Annotated in this window: 15 protein-coding genes; 6 read left to right on the top strand and 9 right to left on the bottom strand. The window is 64.4% G+C overall.

Annotated features, from left to right (window positions below; translation table 11 throughout):
* Positions 1-88 precede the first annotated feature (88 nt).
* Both HMPREF3096_RS19360 and HMPREF3096_RS19365 read left to right on the top strand, forming a co-directional pair.
* Positions 89-691, top strand: coding sequence for a cysteine dioxygenase family protein (locus HMPREF3096_RS19360; RefSeq protein ID WP_008804491.1), 603 nt, complete (start codon positions 89-91; stop codon positions 689-691).
* Positions 692-696: 5 nt separating this feature from the next.
* Complete coding sequence (locus HMPREF3096_RS19365) at positions 697-2,277, top strand: rhodanese homology domain-containing protein (protein WP_064169304.1); 1,581 nt, start codon at positions 697-699, stop codon at positions 2,275-2,277.
* Between the two features lie 12 nt (positions 2,278-2,289).
* Here HMPREF3096_RS19365 and HMPREF3096_RS19370 read toward each other — a convergent pair whose 3' ends face one another.
* The 8 genes from HMPREF3096_RS19370 to HMPREF3096_RS19405 form a co-directional block, all read right to left on the bottom strand.
* Positions 2,290-3,015, bottom strand: coding sequence for a purine nucleoside phosphorylase YfiH/LACC1 family protein (locus tag HMPREF3096_RS19370; protein WP_023297809.1), 726 nt, complete (start codon positions 3,013-3,015; stop codon positions 2,290-2,292).
* A gap of 102 nt (positions 3,016-3,117) precedes the next feature.
* On the bottom strand, positions 3,118-4,314 hold the full coding sequence (gene mhpT / locus HMPREF3096_RS19375) for a 3-(3-hydroxy-phenyl)propionate transporter MhpT (protein ID WP_040968611.1): 1,197 nt from the start codon (positions 4,312-4,314) through the stop codon (positions 3,118-3,120).
* Positions 4,315-4,389: 75 nt separating this feature from the next.
* Complete coding sequence (mhpE, locus tag HMPREF3096_RS19380; RefSeq protein ID WP_050887053.1) at positions 4,390-5,406, bottom strand: 4-hydroxy-2-oxovalerate aldolase; 1,017 nt, start codon at positions 5,404-5,406, stop codon at positions 4,390-4,392.
* Positions 5,403-6,353, bottom strand: a complete 951-nt coding sequence (mhpF, locus tag HMPREF3096_RS19385) for an acetaldehyde dehydrogenase (RefSeq protein ID WP_032730633.1) — start codon at positions 6,351-6,353, stop codon at positions 5,403-5,405. The genes mhpE and mhpF overlap by 4 nt, the downstream gene beginning before the upstream one ends.
* A complete protein-coding gene (gene mhpD, locus HMPREF3096_RS19390) occupies positions 6,346-7,152 on the bottom strand; it encodes a 2-keto-4-pentenoate hydratase (protein WP_012541411.1) in 807 nt (268 codons plus the stop codon). The genes mhpF and mhpD overlap by 8 nt, the downstream gene beginning before the upstream one ends.
* A gap of 10 nt (positions 7,153-7,162) precedes the next feature.
* Positions 7,163-8,029, bottom strand: coding sequence for a 2-hydroxy-6-oxonona-2,4-dienedioate hydrolase (gene mhpC / locus HMPREF3096_RS19395; RefSeq protein ID WP_012541410.1), 867 nt, complete (start codon positions 8,027-8,029; stop codon positions 7,163-7,165).
* Between the two features lie 17 nt (positions 8,030-8,046).
* Positions 8,047-8,991: a 2,3-dihydroxyphenylpropionate/2,3-dihydroxicinnamic acid 1,2-dioxygenase gene (gene mhpB, locus HMPREF3096_RS19400; protein ID WP_038422711.1), complete on the bottom strand. Its 945-nt coding sequence runs from the start codon at positions 8,989-8,991 to the stop codon at positions 8,047-8,049.
* A 1-nt stretch (position 8,992) separates the two neighbouring features.
* Positions 8,993-10,657 carry a bifunctional 3-(3-hydroxy-phenyl)propionate/3-hydroxycinnamic acid hydroxylase gene (locus HMPREF3096_RS19405; RefSeq protein ID WP_064169306.1) on the bottom strand — a complete coding sequence of 555 codons (1,665 nt, stop codon included), beginning with the start codon at positions 10,655-10,657 and terminating at the stop codon, positions 8,993-8,995.
* 177 nt (positions 10,658-10,834) lie between these two features.
* Here HMPREF3096_RS19405 and HMPREF3096_RS19410 point away from each other — a divergent pair, with 177 nt between their 5' ends.
* From HMPREF3096_RS19410 to HMPREF3096_RS19425, 4 genes are all read left to right on the top strand, one after another.
* Positions 10,835-11,647: a DNA-binding transcriptional regulator gene (locus HMPREF3096_RS19410; RefSeq protein WP_050887051.1), complete on the top strand. Its 813-nt coding sequence runs from the start codon at positions 10,835-10,837 to the stop codon at positions 11,645-11,647.
* Between the two features lie 92 nt (positions 11,648-11,739).
* Positions 11,740-12,798, top strand: coding sequence for an ABC transporter substrate-binding protein (locus HMPREF3096_RS19415; protein ID WP_039103804.1), 1,059 nt, complete (start codon positions 11,740-11,742; stop codon positions 12,796-12,798).
* Positions 12,788-13,795, top strand: a complete 1,008-nt coding sequence (locus tag HMPREF3096_RS19420; RefSeq protein WP_050887050.1) for a FecCD family ABC transporter permease — start codon at positions 12,788-12,790, stop codon at positions 13,793-13,795. Before HMPREF3096_RS19415 ends, HMPREF3096_RS19420 begins: the two co-directional genes overlap by 11 nt.
* Complete coding sequence (locus tag HMPREF3096_RS19425; RefSeq protein ID WP_012967936.1) at positions 13,792-14,541, top strand: ABC transporter ATP-binding protein; 750 nt, start codon at positions 13,792-13,794, stop codon at positions 14,539-14,541. Before HMPREF3096_RS19420 ends, HMPREF3096_RS19425 begins: the two co-directional genes overlap by 4 nt.
* Here HMPREF3096_RS19425 and HMPREF3096_RS19430 read toward each other — a convergent pair.
* Positions 14,525-15,268 (bottom strand): substrate-binding domain-containing protein, encoded by a 744-nt coding sequence (locus HMPREF3096_RS19430; RefSeq protein ID WP_049162340.1) that lies wholly within the window; start codon positions 15,266-15,268, stop codon positions 14,525-14,527. The two genes, HMPREF3096_RS19425 and HMPREF3096_RS19430, sit on opposite strands and share 17 nt — an antisense overlap.
* Between the last annotated feature and the right edge of the window lie 26 nt (positions 15,269-15,294).

Here is a 15,294-nt window from a genome sequence, read left to right on the forward strand (position 1 = left end):
TTGCATATTAATATATGCGTAAATTGCATTTAAATAATATTAACGCCTCTGTTAGCGTTTTGACCAGTCCCTCTCACAGGAACCGCACATGACTGCACCACGACTGGAAAAATTACGCCATTTCATTCATGAGGTAGACCGCCTGCACCGTGAGCACCACCAGACCGCCCCGCTGCTTGACGCCGTGGCGCAGCGACTGGCGGCGCTGGTGCGTTACGACGACTGGCTGCCGGAAGAGTACACCCTGCCGCATCCGCACCATTACCAGCAGTATCTGCTGCATGCCGACTCCGGGGAGCGCTTCTCGATTGTCAGCTTCGTCTGGGGACCGGGGCAAGCGACGCCGATCCATGACCACCGGGTGTGGGGGGCCATTGGTATGCTGCGCGGCGCGGAGGAAAACCAGCGCTACCAGCTGGATGCCGATGGCATCCCGCGCGCGCTGGGCGCCGCCACGCTTCTGGAAGCAGGCCAGGTGGAGAAAGTCTCCGCTGACGATGGCGATATTCATCGCGTCAGCAATGCGCTGGCGGATCGCGTCTCCATCAGCATTCACATCTACGGCGGCAATATCGGCGCGGTGAAGCGCGCCGTGTATACCCCGGAAGGGCAGCAGAAACCGTTTATCTCCGGCTACTCTAACCGCCATTTACCCAATATCTGGGATTTGTCCCGCGAACATCAAGGATAACCACTATGCCCACCTACGCTTATCGCCAGGCCGCCGGGATACGCCAGGCGCTGCTCGACCGTCGTGAACTGGCGCTGATCGACGTCCGTGAAGAGGCCGATTTCGCCACCGCTCATCCGCTGTTTGCCGTCAATCTGCCGCTCAGCAAACTGGAGCTGGAGGTCCGCCGGCGGATACCGCGCTTCACCACCCCGCTCACCGTCTACGACAACGGCGAAGGTCTGGCGGAGATCGCCGTCGAACGGCTACGGGCCTGGGGCTATCAGGATGTGGCCCTGCTGACAGAGGGGCTCGCCGGCTGGCGCCGCAGCGGCGGCGAGCTGTTTCAGGATGTCAACTCCGCCAGCAAAGCCTTTGGTGAACTGGTGGAAAGCGTGCGTCACACGCCGTCGCTCAGCGCCCAGGAGGTTCAGGCGCTCATCGACAGCCGGCAGGAGGTGGTGATCGTCGACGCCCGGCGCTTCGATGAGTACCAGACCATGAGCATCCCCGGCAGCATCAGCGTGCCCGGCGGCGAGCTGGCCCTGCGGGTGGAGAGCCTGACGCCCTCCCCGCAGACGCCGGTTATCGTCAACTGCGCCGGACGCACCCGCAGCATCATCGGCACCCAGTCGCTGATCAACGCCGGCGTGCCAAACCCGGTCCATGCCCTGCGCAATGGCACTATCGGCTGGACGCTGGCCGGCCAGACGCTGGCGCACCAGCAGCAGCGGCAATACGATCCCTCCGCCCGCGCCTCCGGCGCCCGGGCCGCTGAGGTGGCGCATCTTGCCGAACGGGCCGGGGTGGCGGTCATCGATGAGGCCACGCTGCAACGCTGGCTGCAGCAGAACGACCGCACTACCTTCCTGTTTGATGTCCGCAGCCCCGAGGAGTACGCGGCGGGTCACTATCCCGGCAGCCTGAGCGCGCCAGGCGGCCAGCTGCTGCAGGAGACCGATCACTTCGCCAGCGTACGAGGGGCGCGAATTGTGCTGCTGGATGACGATGGCATCCGGGCGGCGATAACCGGCTCGTGGCTGGCGCAGATGGGCTGGGAGACGGCGCGGCTGAGCGCGCTGTCGGCCAGCCAGTTGAGCGAACGCGGGGTGCCGGCCGCCGAGGTGCCGCCCGGCCCGCAGGCGGAGGAGATAAGCCCGACGCAGCTGGCGCAACAGCTGGACGAACCCGGTACGGTGGTGCTCGATTTCACCACCAGCGCCAACTTTGTCGCTCGCCATATCCCCGGCGCGTGGTGGCTGACGCGCTCGCAGCTGCGCCAGGCCCTGGATGTGATCCCTCCCGCACAGCGATACGTGGTGACCTGCGGCAGCAGTCTGCTGGCCCGCTACGCGGTGCCGGAGGTGGCGGCCTTGACCGGTAAACCGGTGCAGCTGCTTACCGGCGGGACGCTGGCGTGGATCGCCGCCGGTCTGCCGCTGGCGCATGGCGACAGCGGCCTCGCCGTCGAGCGCCGTGACCGCTATCGTCGTCCGTACGAAGGAACCGATAATTCCGCCGAGGCCATGCAGGCCTATCTGGAGTGGGAGTATGGCCTGGTGGATCAGCTGGCCCGCGACGGCACCCACGGTTTTCGGGTGCTCTAGCGCGAGCGCGCCTCAGGCCTCGCGCAGGATCCACGAATACTGAAAGCTCTTCGGCGCCGGAAAATGGGTCCGGCGTCGGTAGGAGCCCAGCGACTGCGGGGTGCAGTAGGTGCAACTCCCCAGCCATTCAACGCTCGCCGGCGACACTCCCGCCTCTGCGAAGATCGCTTCGGCAAAGGCGCGCAGATCAAACCACAGATTATCGCTGCCGCGTGCGGCGGCTTTGAGCGGATCGCTGACCGGGCCCGAACGGGAATGAAACAGCCGCTGGCGATGGCGGGCCACCCGATCACCGCCGGGCTGGTCCAGCAGTTGCTGATAAAATCCGGCGGAGACTTCGTAACAGCAAGGGTGAATATGCGGCCCCACGGCGATGACCAGATCGGCCAATGCCACCCCCTGCTGGCGAAAACAGGCCAGACTGTTGTCGACAATGCCGCTGACCAGCCCCTGCCAGCCGGCATGCACGCTGCAGACGAAGCGACCGTCGCGCGAGGCGATCAGCATCGGCAGACAGTCGGCGGTCACCACCCCCACCTTTTGCCCGGCTACCGCGGTAAACACCGCGTCGGCGTGCGGGCGCGTCGGCAGCGGCTGCTGATAATGATGAACCTCATTACCATGCACCAGCTTCACCGGAGCCAGCTCGGCATAGGGAAAGGCGGCGGTTTCGTGGACATCGAGAAAAGCGTGGCGGATGCCAGGGATAGCATTGAGCAAACGGGAGGTGTAAGCCATAGGGACGATAAGCGTCAGGGAATGATGTCTTACCATAGGCCAGGTGACGCGGACAGGCAAGGCGGCGGCCCGGCATTTTTTTGCCAGACCGCCGGATGCGTCTCAGACAATCGCGGCGCGCTGCTGACGATGCATCAGCCAGAACACCGCCACGCCGGCCAGCACAATGCCGGGCGCCGAGGCCGCCATCACCCCGATGGTGCCGGTGCCGAGAGCCAGCATCTTGCCGGCCAGCAGCGGGCCGCTCATTGCGCCAAGACGGCCCACCGCCACGGCGGTGCCGACCCCGGTGGCGCGGATCGCCGCGGGGTAAAAAAGCGGCGCCAGGGCATAGAGTACGCTCTGGCCGCCGGTGGCGAACAGGCCGGCGACAAACCCCGCCAGCAGCATTCCGTTTAGCGACGACGCGCTGCCCAGCGCCAGCAGGGAAGCCAGAATCCCGCTGTAGATCAGGAGCGACATCCGCAGCGGGGTGAGCTTATCCATTAGCGCTCCCAGCAGCAGCGTGCCGCAGGCGGCGCCGATCTGTAGAGAGAACATCACCCCCGCCGCCTGGCTGGCGCGGAATCCCTGGCCCACCAGCAGCATCGGCAGCCAGTTGATCAGCATATAGACCACCAGCAGGGTGAAAAAATAACCCAGCCACAACAGCAGGGTGGCGGCGGCATGCCCTGGGGCAAACAGGGTGCGCAGCGGCACGCTGGCCTCCGCGCGCTGAAACGCCTGCGACTCCGGTAGCCAGCGCATCAGCAGCGGGATCAGCAGTAACGGGACCACGCCGCCAATCCAGAAAATAGTCTGCCAGGCCGCGGCGAGACCGGAAAAGCCCAGCGCTGCCGCCAGCGCGGCGCCAATGGGTACGCCGCAGTACATCAGGCTTACCGCCCGGCCGCGGAAGCGTGAGCCAGCGGCTTCCGAGGTTAAGGCAATCAGGTTAGGCAGTGCCGCCCCGAGCCCGACGCCGGTGAGCAGGCGCGCCAGCAGCAGCGTCGGGAAGCTCCATGCCACCGCAGTGGCCAGCGAGAACAGGCCAAACAGCAGCACCGACCCCAGCAGAATGCGCTTGCGCCCGTGGCGGTCCGCCAGCATGCCGCCCACCAGCGCGCCGGGCAGCAGGCCGAGGATCCCGGCGCTGAAGATCCAGCCCATCTGCATTTTATCCAGCGCAAAGGCCTGCGCCATGCCGACGGCGGCGATCCCCGCCGCCTGCAGATCCAGCCCTTCCATCAGGGCCACCATAAAACAGAGCCCGATGGTAACCACCAGGCGCGAGGGGTTTGCAGTCGTTATCTTGGTCATAGGGTACCTTGGCGATAGCCGAACAAACGGAGCAGGTGACTGGCGGCAGATGCTTTGTCAGCCGCACGTTTTTCGTTATTTATTGCGGTTCAGCAGATCCAGCGCGACGTCGACGATCATATCCTCCTGGCCGCCGACCATCCGTCGCTTGCCCAGCTCGACGAGAATATCCACCGCGCTGAGGCCATAGCGCTCGGCCGCCGCTTCGCTGTGGCGCAGGAAGCTGGAGTAAACCCCGGCGTAGCCCAGCGCCAGCGTTTCGCGGTCGACACGCACCGGGCGGTCCTGCAGCGGCCGCACCAGATCATCGGCCGCGTTCATCAGGGCGTAGAGATCGGTGCCATGCTGCCAGCCGAGCTTGTCGGCGGCGGCAATAAACACCTCCAGCGGCGCATTGCCCGCCCCCGCCCCCATCCCGGCCAGGCTGGCGTCAATGCGATCGCACCCCTCTTCCACCGCGACGATAGAGTTCGCCACCCCGAGGCTCAGGTTATGGTGGGCATGCATCCCGGTGGCGGTCTCCGGCTTCAGCACCGCCTTCAGGGCACGGAAACGGTCGCGAATGTCGTTCATGTTCATCGCCCCGCCGGAATCCACCACATAGATACAGGTCGCGCCATAAGATTCCATCTTCAGCGCCTGCTGCGCCAGCGCCTGCGGGGAGATCATATGGCTCATCATCAGAAAACCGACGGTGTCCATTCCCAGCTCGCGGGCATAGGCAATATGCTGCGCCGCGACGTCCGCTTCGCTGCAGTGGGTGGCGACCCGCACCACCCGCGCCCCGGCCTGATACGCCGCTTTCAGATCGTGCAGCGTGCCGATGCCCGGCAGCAGCAAGGTGGCGATTTTCGCCTGGCTGACCGCCGCCGCCGCCGCTTCAATCCACGCGATGTCGCTGTGAGCGCCAAAGCCGTAGTTGAAGCTGGATCCCTGCAGGCCATCGCCATGGGCCACTTCGATGGAGTCGACCCCAGCCTTATCCAGCGCGCCGGCGATCTGCTGCACCTGCGCCAGGGAATACTGGTGACGGATGGCGTGCATGCCATCGCGCAGCGTCACGTCCGAGATATAAAGTTTTTTACCGTTCATGCTGTCGCTCCCGCCGCGCTGTTCATTGCCCCAGCCATTTGCTCCGCCGTCGCCAGCGCCGCCGAGGTCATAATATCGAGGTTGCCCGCGTACGCTGGCAGATAGTGCGCCGCCCCTTCCACTTCGAGGTAAATCGCGGTTTTCAGGCCGGAAAAACAGCCGACGCCGGGCAGGTTGACCGGCTTATCCTCGGGGATAACCTCAAACTGCACCTGCTGCTTCAGCCGGTAGCCTGGGACGTAAGCCTGCACTGCCGCCGCCATTTCGGCGATCGAGGCGGCAATCGCCTCCTGCGACGCCAGCTCGCTCAGGACGTAGACGGTATCGCGCATCATCAGCGGCGGCTCCGCCGGGTTCAGTACAATAATCGCTTTGCCCTTGCCCGCGCCGCCGACTTTTTCAATCGCCTGCGAGGTGGTTTCGGTAAATTCGTCAATATTGGCCCGCGTGCCCGGTCCGGCGGATTGGCTGGCGATCGAGGCCACGATCTCCGCGTAATGCACCTTCGCCACTCGCGAGACCGCGGCGACCATTGGGATGGTCGCCTGCCCGCCGCAGGTCACCATATTGACGTTGCCCTGATGGAGATTGGCCGCGAGGTTGACCACCGGTACGCAGTACGGGCCAATCGCCGCCGGCGTCAGGTCGATGACGCGGATCCCCGGCTTCGCTTCGCGCAGCGCGGCATCGTTTTTGATGTGCGCCCCGGCGCTGGTGGCGTCAAAAACAAAATCGATGTCGGCAAATTCCGCCATCTGCATCAGGCCGCCCACCCCTTCGTGGGTGGTCGCGACGCCCATGCGCCGGGCGCGGGCCAGGCCATCCGACTGCGGGTCGATGCCGACCATCACCGCCATCTCCAGATGCTGGCCGTGGCGCAGGATTTTAATCATTAAATCGGTGCCGATATTCCCGGAGCCGATAATGGCGACTTTACGTTTACGCATCACGATGTCCTTCTCCGGCGGCGACGAAGCGTGCCGCAACTGAGCCAATACCTTCGATATGGGCGACAAAGCTGTCCCCCTCGTTAATCGCCACCATCGGGCCTAACGCCCCGGTCAGCACGATATCCCCCGCCCGCAGCGGTTCGCCGAGACTCGCCAGCTTGCGCGCCAGCCAGACTGCGGCGTTCAGCGGATGTCCCAGGCACTCGCTGCCGCGGCCGCTGGAGACCAGCTCCTGGTTGCGGGTCATGTGCATGGCGCACTGCTTCAGATCCAGTCCTGCCGGGCGCTGCGCCGGGCCGCCAATGACGTACAGGCCACAGGAGGCGTTATCGGCGACGGTGTCGACAAAGCCGATTGACCAGTCGCGAATGCGGCTGCCCACCACCTCCAGCGCCGGCAGCACCCATTCGATGGCGTTATACAGCTCATCAAAGGTGGTATCGGCATGCGGCAGATCCTGCTTCAACACCAGGGCGATCTCGGCTTCCACTTTGGGCTGCAGCACGCGGCTAAACGGCACCTCGGCGTTGTCGCCGTAGCACATGTCGGCAAACAGGGTGCCGAAATCCGGCTGGTTGACCCCCAGCTGCTGCTGCACTTTGGGATGGGTCAGGCCCACCTTGCGGCCCACTACCCGCCGGCCATGGGCCACGTGGTGCTGGACGTTCAGACGCTGGATGGCATAGGCGGCGTCGGCATTGTCGACGCCGAGGATATCGCGCAGCGGGGCGATCGCCTGGCCGGTCTGTTCCGCGTCGCGCAGCTGCCGGGCCAGCGCGTCAAGAGAAAAAGTCATCATTTACTCCTTAAGCCCGTGCGAGGAAATTGAGCACCAGCTGATTAAAACTGTCGGCATGTTCCCACTGCGCCCAGTGGCCGCAGTCGCGGTAAATATGCAGTTCCGAACCGGCGATCCCGGCGAGCAGGCGCAACCCGGCATCCATCGGCACGAAGCGGTCATTGCGTCCCCAGACGATCAGGGTTGGCGCGGTGATTTCGCCCAGCCGCGGGCCAAAGTCAGGAAACTGCTTCGGGTTGGCTTCGAGGCTTTTGACGAAGTTGTCCAGATGATCGCGACGCGACAGCATATTGTTGAGACGCGCCTCGAACAGCGCCTCGGTGAGGTCGCGGGTGTCGAAGACGAAGATGCTCATCATCTTCTTCAGGTTTTCTATGGTCGGCTCGCGGTACAGGGCGTTCAGCAGCTTGATGCCCTCCGTCGGCATCGGCGTAAACAGGCTCATGCCGCCGGTCCCCCCGCCCATCAGCACCAGCTTCGCCACCCGCTCCGGCCAGCTCAGAGTGAAGGCCACCGCGCTATGGCCGCCCATCGAGTTGCCCAGCAGATGGACTTTATCGATCCCCAGCTGATCGACCACGCTTTTCAGAATCCGGGCGTTGAGGTCCGAACGCGAGCCGCTGTTGACGATAGCATCGCTTTTGCCCCACCCCGGACAGTCGAGGAGCAGCACGCGATAGCCCGCCTCGACCAGCGGGTCAATGTTACGGCTGAAGTTGGCCCAGCCGGTGGCCCCCGGCCCGGATCCGTGCAGCATGACCACAGTCTCTTTCCCGTCGCCGCAGTCATTGATATGGATGCGCAGCGTGCGGCCCCCCTCGTTGACATTGAGGAATCGGCTGGTGGCGGCTTCGGTTTGCGGTTGATAGCTCATGTTAGTCTCCCGGTTAATCAAATCTCGGTGGTGGCGCTCAGCGAGCCGAACCCGGCGATCCACTCGGGGATCGGCCGGTAATAGCGGCCTTCACTGCGCCAGCGGCCAAAAGCGGATAGCGCGGCAAAAGCGGCCACCCAGGTCTTAATTTCGTGCGTCGATTTCCCGGCCATCGCCGACAGCTCGTCGTTGCCGATCGCATCCAGCTCCGCCAGCCGCCCCTGCTCCAGCAGGCTCATAAAGCGGTTGTCCCAGACCGGGTTGAGGGGATGGAGCGAGCGCTGGTCTTCGGTAAACCGCCTGGCGGCGTTGATCACCCGCTGCTGGCGCCGTTCGCGTTCGTCCGGCGGCAGCTGTTTTCCGCTGCCGAGCAGGCGATCGCGCAGATGGGCGTCGGCCTTCGCCAGCTCCGGCACCGGCGGCTGGTGCGAGAGTCCGCCCGAGCCGAGGATCAGCACCCGCTTATTGAGGGTATTGAGAAAGCGGCCCATCGCCTCGCCCAGCAGCCGGGTACGTTGAAAACCCGGCAGCGGCGCGGCGACGCCGTTAATAAACACCGGCAGCACCGGCACACGGTCCAGGCCACCCAGCAGAAACTCCAGCGGCTGGGCGAAGCCATGGTCCACCTGCATGTTGTACGATACCGCCAGGTCGATACCGCTGTTGATCACGGCGTGGGCGCAGGCTTCCGCCAGCTCGGTCGGCACCGGCAGGTCGCCGGCGGCGCTGGCGAAGTCGCCAATGGCGGTGGCGCCGACGCCGAGGCAGAACGGCGGCATCACGTCATAGAAAAAACCGTTGTAGTGATCGGGAGCGAAGAGTACCACCAGCTCGGGCTCGAAAGCGGAGATCCGCCGCCGGGCGTCAGCAATCACCCCGTTCACTTCATCAAGGACCGCCTGCTCCGGGTCCACGAATCCCACCAGCGGAGTGTGGGAGAGACAGTGCAAATAGGCATCCATATCAGGCCACCTTCTCTTCAGTGCGGGCGGTATCCCCGGTTGCGAGGGTCATTTTTTCCGCCAGGGCGGTCAGCTGTGCGCCGAGGGTCTGCGGGATGGCGAGAGCGGCGACAAAGCGGTCCGATCTGACCACGGCAATGGCGGTGTTATGCTGAGCAAACCAGCTCTTCAGGCGATTTTGCGTATCGCCTACCCGCAGCGTGCCGGGGGCGTTATCCTGCTCGCGATGGATCTGCACCGCCGGCACCACCTGGATAAAGCGCACGCCAATCGCGCGCCAGCGAGCGATCTGCCCGGCGTCGAGCCCCCACTGCGGGTTGCAGCCCCAGCCGATAATGGCGAAATTCGCGCCGATGACGTCGTCGAGCAGCACGCTCTCGCCGCTCTCCAGCGTCACCTGCGGTTGAATAAACATTTTGCCCACCGGCGAGGTTTTGCCGGCGCCGTCGGTCAGCAGCGCCCCCTCGCGGTACTGCGGCATCGGCTTAAAGCGCATTTCGAGGAAGTAGCGCTTCACCGGCGGCAGGTAGTTCAGCAGCCAGGAGAGACCGTCGCGCACGGCCCCCTGCCAGCGCTTAGGCGGCGCCAGCACGTTGCCGGCGGTGACCGACAGATCAATCATCGCTTTCGCGTGGTCGCGGCGCTCCTGCTGGTAGCTGTCGAGCAGCGCCTCTCCCGCTTTACCGTTGACCACCAGCGCCAGCTTCCACGCCAGGTTGAAGGCGTCGCGCATGCCGCTGTTGTATCCCTGCCCCTGCCAGACCGGCATGATGTGCGCCGCGTCGCCGGCCAGCAGCACCCGGTCAATGCGAAAACGCTCGGCAAGGCGGGCATTATGGGTGTAGACCCGCTGGCGGATCAGCTCGACGCGGTCCGGGTCCGGCAGCACTTTGCTCAGCAGACGACGCATATTGTGCGGCTCGCTGAGCTGGGCTTCGGTTTCTCCGGGCATCACCATAAATTCAAAGCGGCGCACGCCATGGGGCAGCGCGGCGGAAACGTAGGGTCGCACCGGGTCGCAGCACAGGTAAACGTGCGGGGTGGCCAGCGGGTCGTTAGCGATATCGATGACGATCCACTGATTCGGCGCGGTCTTGCCTTCGAAGGGGACGTTCAGCGTACGACGAATAAAGCTGGCGCCGCCGTCGCAGGCCACCAGCCAGTCCGCGCGCACAGTCTCCCGCTCGCCGTCCGGTCCTTTAAGATTTAACGTGACACCGTCACCGTTCTGGCTAAAGGCTTCTACTTCGCGGGAGAAGAGGCAGCGGACCTGCGGGAAACGCTGCAGGCCGTTATACATCACCGCATCGACCTGCGGCTGAATGAAGGCGTTGCGCCGCGACCAGCCAAACTCATCGGTCATCGGTTGGATATCAGCAAAGCAGCGCCCCTTCGGGGTCAGAAAGCGCATGGCGTGCCACGGCGTGGTGTGCGGCAGCACGTCGTTCACCAGCCCTACCGCCTGCATCGCCCGCAGGGATTCATCGTCAATGCCGATGGCCCGCGGGTAATCGATCAGTGTGTCGAGCTTTTCCACCAGCAGCACGCTGATGCCCATCTGGCCAAGGTAGTTGGCCATCATCAGGCCAACCGGACCGGCGCCGGGGATGGCGACCTGAGCGGTATGCTGCACGGCGGGTTGAATATCGGGTGTAGATGTTGTCATTTTCAGCGACCTCACGACTCGGAAACTGCCCGGCTGACAGGCAATTTGTTAATCATGTGTAAACGTATTTTTATAATGGGCTGAGTATAGGGAGGGGGTTTTCGGCTACAATCAAAACATCGCCGAATGTGCACCAGGTGCACAACGCTGTTTATAAAGCATTTTAAGGAAGGATTTATGCGTGACGATGGGTCCACTGAGTACAAAACGGTGCGTGGGTTAAGCCGGGGTTTATTGTTATTAAAATTGTTAAATAAATTCGACGGCGGCGCGACGCCGGGCCTGCTGGCGGAGTTTAGCGGCCTGCATCGCACCACCGTGCGCCGGCTGCTGGAGACGCTGCAGGAGGAGGGTTTTGTCCGCCGCAGCCGCTCCGATGACAGCTTCCGGTTGACCATTAACGTCCGCCAGCTGAGCGATGGATTTCGTGACGAACATTGGATTTCTGCCCTCGCCACGCCGCTGCTCGGCGAGCTGCTGCGCGAGGTGCAATGGCCGACAGACATCACCACCCTCGACGTCGACGCCATGGTGGTGCGCGAGACTACCCACCGCTTCAGCCGACTGTCGTTTCACCGCGCGATGGTCGGACGGCGGCTGCCGCTGTTGCTCACCGCCTCCGGGCTGACGTGGCTGGCCTTTGCCCCCGACGCGGAGCGCGACGCCATCGTCAGCATGCTGGCCGCCCGTCCGGAAGCTGAGTATCAGCTGGCCCGCGAACCGGAACGGCTGGCGGCGATCCTCGCCCGCACCCGCCAGAACGGCTATGGCGAAAACTTCCGCGGCTGGCGGCAGGAGGAGAAAATCGCCTCCATCGCCGTGCCGGTCAGCAGCCAGCAGCGGGTTATCGGCTGCCTGAATCTGGTCTATATCGCCAGCGCGATGACCATTGAGCAGGCGGCGCAGAAGCATCTTTCCGCCCTGCAGAAGGTGGCGAGGCAGATAGAGGCCCGCATGGAAGAGGAAGAAGTGTGGTACGAAATGCCCTGATCGTGATGAGGGTAAATGCGATCACCCATTGCGCCCGGCTTCGTTATATAATTTAATACATAACGAATTTTTCACGCCATTCGGGCCACACCATGTCAAAACACCCCTTACTGCTGGGCCTGACGCTGCTCAGCGCCAGCCTGTTCACCGACCAGGCCTTCGCCGACCGCACCGTCACCGACCAGCTGGGTCGCCAGGTCACGCTCCCCGACCACATCACCCGCGTCGTGGTTCTGCAACATCAGACGCTCAACCTGCTGGTGCAACTGCATGCCGCCGAGGATATCGTCGGCGTCTTAAGCAGCTGGCAGAAACAGCTCGGGCCGCAGTTCGCCCGCTTTATGCCTGAGATCGGGCAACTGGCGACCCCGGGCGATCTCACCCAGGTCAATATTGAAAGCCTGCTGGCGCTGCGTCCGCAGGTGGTTTTTGTCGCCAACTATGCGCCGCCGGCGATGATCGCGCAGATCCAACAGGCCGGGATCCCGGTGGTGGCCATCTCGCTGCGCCAGGACGCCGCCGGGGAAAAAAATAAAATGAACCCCACCATGGCTGACGAAGAGCAGGCCTATAACGCCGGGCTGGTGGAGGGGATCCGCCTTATCGGCGAGGTCGTCGAGCGCCAGCCCGAGGCCGAGGCGCTGATTCACTACACCTTTGCGGCGCGCAAAAAAGCCAATGCGCCGGTGGCCGATATTCCACCGAACCAGCGGGTGCGGGTGTATATGGCCAACCCCGATCTGAATACCTACGGCGCCGGTAAATACACCGGGCTGATGATGGCGCACGCCGGGGCGCTGAACGTGGCGGCCGCCAGCGTAAAAGGCGCCCGTCAGGTGTCGCTGGAGCAGGTACTGGAGTGGAACCCGCAGGTGATCTTCGTCCAGGACCGTTATCCGCAGGTGGTCAAACAGATAGAGAACGACCCGCAGTGGCAGGCGATCGATGCGGTGAAACACCACCGCGTGTGGCTGATGCCGGAGTACGCCAAAGCCTGGGGTTACCCGATGCCGGAGGCCCTGGCGCTGGGCGAGCTGTGGATGGCGAAAAAACTCTATCCTTCGCGCTACCAGAGCATCGATGTGGACAGTAAAGCCAGGGATTACTATCAGCGTTTTTACCGCGTGGCGTGGACGCCAGATGCGCGCTAACCACCATCCCTGGCGGTTGCAGGGTAGCCTGGCGCTGGCGACGCTGGCGATCGCGGTCGCCTCGCTCTGTTTCGGCCAGTACCCGTTAAGCCTGCGCGCCGTTGGCCACACCCTGGTCCATTTGCCGCCAGGTGAAGGGGTGATCGGGCAGATCGTCTGGTCGGTTCGCCTGCCGCGCGTGGTCATGGCTCTGCTGGCCGGGGGCGCGCTGGGGCTGTGCGGCGCCACCTTGCAGGGCGTGTTCCAGAACCCGCTGGTGGACCCGCACATCATCGGGGTGACCGCCGGCTCCGCCTTCGGCGGCACGCTGGCGATCCTGTTGGGCGTCGGCGGTCTGCTGATGATGGCCTCGACCTTTTTCTTCGGCCTCATCGCGCTGGGGCTGATTTACGCCCTCGCCGCCCTGCAGGGGCGGGACAGCACGCTGGGGCTGATTCTGTCCGGGATCATTCTCAGCGGCTTCTTCGCCGCGCTGGTCAGCCTGATGCAGTACCTCGCCGATAGCGAAGAGACGTTACCGAACATTGTTTTCTGGCTGCTCGGCAGCTTCGCGACCGCCAGCTGGCATAAGGTTCTGCTTATGTCCCTGCCCATGGCGCTAGCCGCCGGGGTGCTGTGGAAGCTGCGCTGGCGTATCAACCTGCTGGCGCTGGAGGAACGCGATGCCCGCAGTCTTGGCGTTCCGGTGGCCGCGCTGCGTCGCGGCGTGCTGGTGTGCTGTGCAGTGCTGGCGGCAGCCCAGGTGGCGGTCAGCGGCAGCATCGCCTGGATGGGGCTGGTGGTCCCGCACCTCGCCCGTCTGCTGGTGGGCGCTGACCATCGTCGCCTGCTGCCCACCGCCTTCTGGCTTGGCGCCGCGCTGATGCTGGTGGTGGACGATCTGGCGCGCACGCTGACCCAGGCGGAAATCCCGATCGGGATCATCACTGCCCTGCTCGGGGCGCCGCTGTTTACCTTTTTACTGGTGCAATCCCGGCGCCGGAGTACCGCCCGATGAACAGCTCATTATCGCTGGAAGCGCTACGCTACGGCCACCGTCAGCCGCTCTTCGCCCCGCTCACGCTGACCTGCCGGCCCGGTGAGATCTGGGCGGTGCTGGGCGCCAATGGCCGGGGAAAAAGTACCCTGCTGGACACCCTGACCGGCGTGTTGCCGCCGCTGGGCGGCCAGGTGCAGTGCGAGGGGGGCATCGCCCTGGTCCCGCAGTCGTTTCGTCCCGCTTTTCGCTGGCGCGTGAGCGATGTGGTGCTGATGGGCCGTGCCCGTCATGTGGATCTCTTTGCCCAGCCTGGCGAGGAGGATGCCCGGCGGGTTGAGAACGCGCTGGCGCAGCTGGGGATTGCCGCCCTGGCCGGGGATGACTTCGGCGCCCTCTCCGGCGGCCAGCAGCAGCTGGTGCTGATTGCCCGCGCGCTGGTCAGCGCCAGCCAGAATATCCTGCTGGATGAGCCCTGCTCGGCGCTGGACCTCGGTAACCAGCAGGTGGTATTGCAGCTGATCGGCGACCTCGCTCACCGCCAGGCACGCACCGTCCTGTTCACCACCCATGATCCAAACCATGCGCTGCAGGTGGCCAGCCATACGCTGCTGCTTCTGCCGGAGGGCCAGTGGCTGGCAGGCGAGACCGCCGACGTGCTGAGCGAAACGCACCTCCGGCAAGCGTACGGCCTGCCGGTACGTCTGATCTACCATCCCGCGTCCGCGTCCCCTCTGCTGGCGCCGGGGTTTACTCTGCGTCGCTGAACGGCATAAAACCCGCCTGCCGGAGATACCCCTGGCCAACGTCGCCGAGGATAAAGCGATACAGGGCCAGCGCGGCGGGATCCGCCCTGAGGCGCGCCAGCTGGTAATCGCAACGAATATTCCACGGCGCCGGGATGGTCAGGGTACGCAGATCGTCGCAGGCGGCCAGCGCGGGGCCATAGTGCGCGTAGCCGATAAACAGATCCGCCAGATTCTGGCGAATAAGCCACGCGCCGGCTATCTCGCCCGGCGGCACGCTCAGTGAGTCTCTACCGCCGACCCGCGGCTGCGCCCGCCCGGCTATCGCGTTGCCCAACCCAGGATAGTGCGCCTCAATTCGGGCAAACAGTTGCCAGGTATAATCTCCCGACGGATCGCATCCCGGCGTGGAGGTCGCCAGCCGCAGGCGGGGCGTGCTGAGCAGCGCCAGCCAGTCCAGGCCATCGTTGTCCGGCGACCGCCGGGCGGTCAGCATCAGCTGGTTGCCGGCAAATCCCTGGCATTCCTGCGCCAGACCGACCTGCAGCAGCGCCTGCGGGTGCGCCGCGTTGGCGGACGCAAAAACCGCGCACGGCGCCCCGGCCTCGATCCGCTCGCGCAGCAGGCCGGCAGGGCCAAACTGCGCATCGACCGCCAGGCCAGTGTGCTGCTGAAAGTGCGCCACCAGCGGTAGGAAAGCGCTTCTCAGGCTTCCCGCCGCCAGCAGCGTGAGAGGAGTGGACATCATAGAGAGTCGCTATAAACCGGATAATA

This window comes from Klebsiella sp. HMSC25G12, from assembly GCF_001807705.1.
GTDB classification, from domain to species: domain Bacteria; phylum Pseudomonadota; class Gammaproteobacteria; order Enterobacterales; family Enterobacteriaceae; genus Klebsiella; species Klebsiella variicola.

What these genes read in the sequence shown, in the direction of transcription:
- HMPREF3096_RS19360 (WP_008804491.1), top strand. Translation starts at nt 89, where the DNA reads ATGACTGCACCACGACTGGAAAAATTACGCCATTTCATTCATGAGGTA.
- HMPREF3096_RS19365 (WP_064169304.1), top strand. Translation starts at nt 697, where the DNA reads ATGCCCACCTACGCTTATCGCCAGGCCGCCGGGATACGCCAGGCGCTG.
- HMPREF3096_RS19370 (WP_023297809.1), bottom strand. Translation starts at nt 3,015, where the DNA reads ATGGCTTACACCTCCCGTTTGCTCAATGCTATCCCTGGCATCCGCCAC.
- mhpT (WP_040968611.1), bottom strand. Translation starts at nt 4,314, where the DNA reads ATGACCAAGATAACGACTGCAAACCCCTCGCGCCTGGTGGTTACCATC.
- mhpE (WP_050887053.1), bottom strand. Translation starts at nt 5,406, where the DNA reads ATGAACGGTAAAAAACTTTATATCTCGGACGTGACGCTGCGCGATGGC.
- mhpF (WP_032730633.1), bottom strand. Translation starts at nt 6,353, where the DNA reads ATGCGTAAACGTAAAGTCGCCATTATCGGCTCCGGGAATATCGGCACC.
- mhpD (WP_012541411.1), bottom strand. Translation starts at nt 7,152, where the DNA reads ATGACTTTTTCTCTTGACGCGCTGGCCCGGCAGCTGCGCGACGCGGAA.
- mhpC (WP_012541410.1), bottom strand. Translation starts at nt 8,029, where the DNA reads ATGAGCTATCAACCGCAAACCGAAGCCGCCACCAGCCGATTCCTCAAT.
- mhpB (WP_038422711.1), bottom strand. Translation starts at nt 8,991, where the DNA reads ATGGATGCCTATTTGCACTGTCTCTCCCACACTCCGCTGGTGGGATTC.
- HMPREF3096_RS19405 (WP_064169306.1), bottom strand. Translation starts at nt 10,657, where the DNA reads ATGACAACATCTACACCCGATATTCAACCCGCCGTGCAGCATACCGCT.
- HMPREF3096_RS19410 (WP_050887051.1), top strand. Translation starts at nt 10,835, where the DNA reads ATGCGTGACGATGGGTCCACTGAGTACAAAACGGTGCGTGGGTTAAGC.
- HMPREF3096_RS19415 (WP_039103804.1), top strand. Translation starts at nt 11,740, where the DNA reads ATGTCAAAACACCCCTTACTGCTGGGCCTGACGCTGCTCAGCGCCAGC.
- HMPREF3096_RS19420 (WP_050887050.1), top strand. Translation starts at nt 12,788, where the DNA reads ATGCGCGCTAACCACCATCCCTGGCGGTTGCAGGGTAGCCTGGCGCTG.
- HMPREF3096_RS19425 (WP_012967936.1), top strand. Translation starts at nt 13,792, where the DNA reads ATGAACAGCTCATTATCGCTGGAAGCGCTACGCTACGGCCACCGTCAG.
- HMPREF3096_RS19430 (WP_049162340.1), bottom strand. Translation starts at nt 15,268, where the DNA reads ATGATGTCCACTCCTCTCACGCTGCTGGCGGCGGGAAGCCTGAGAAGC.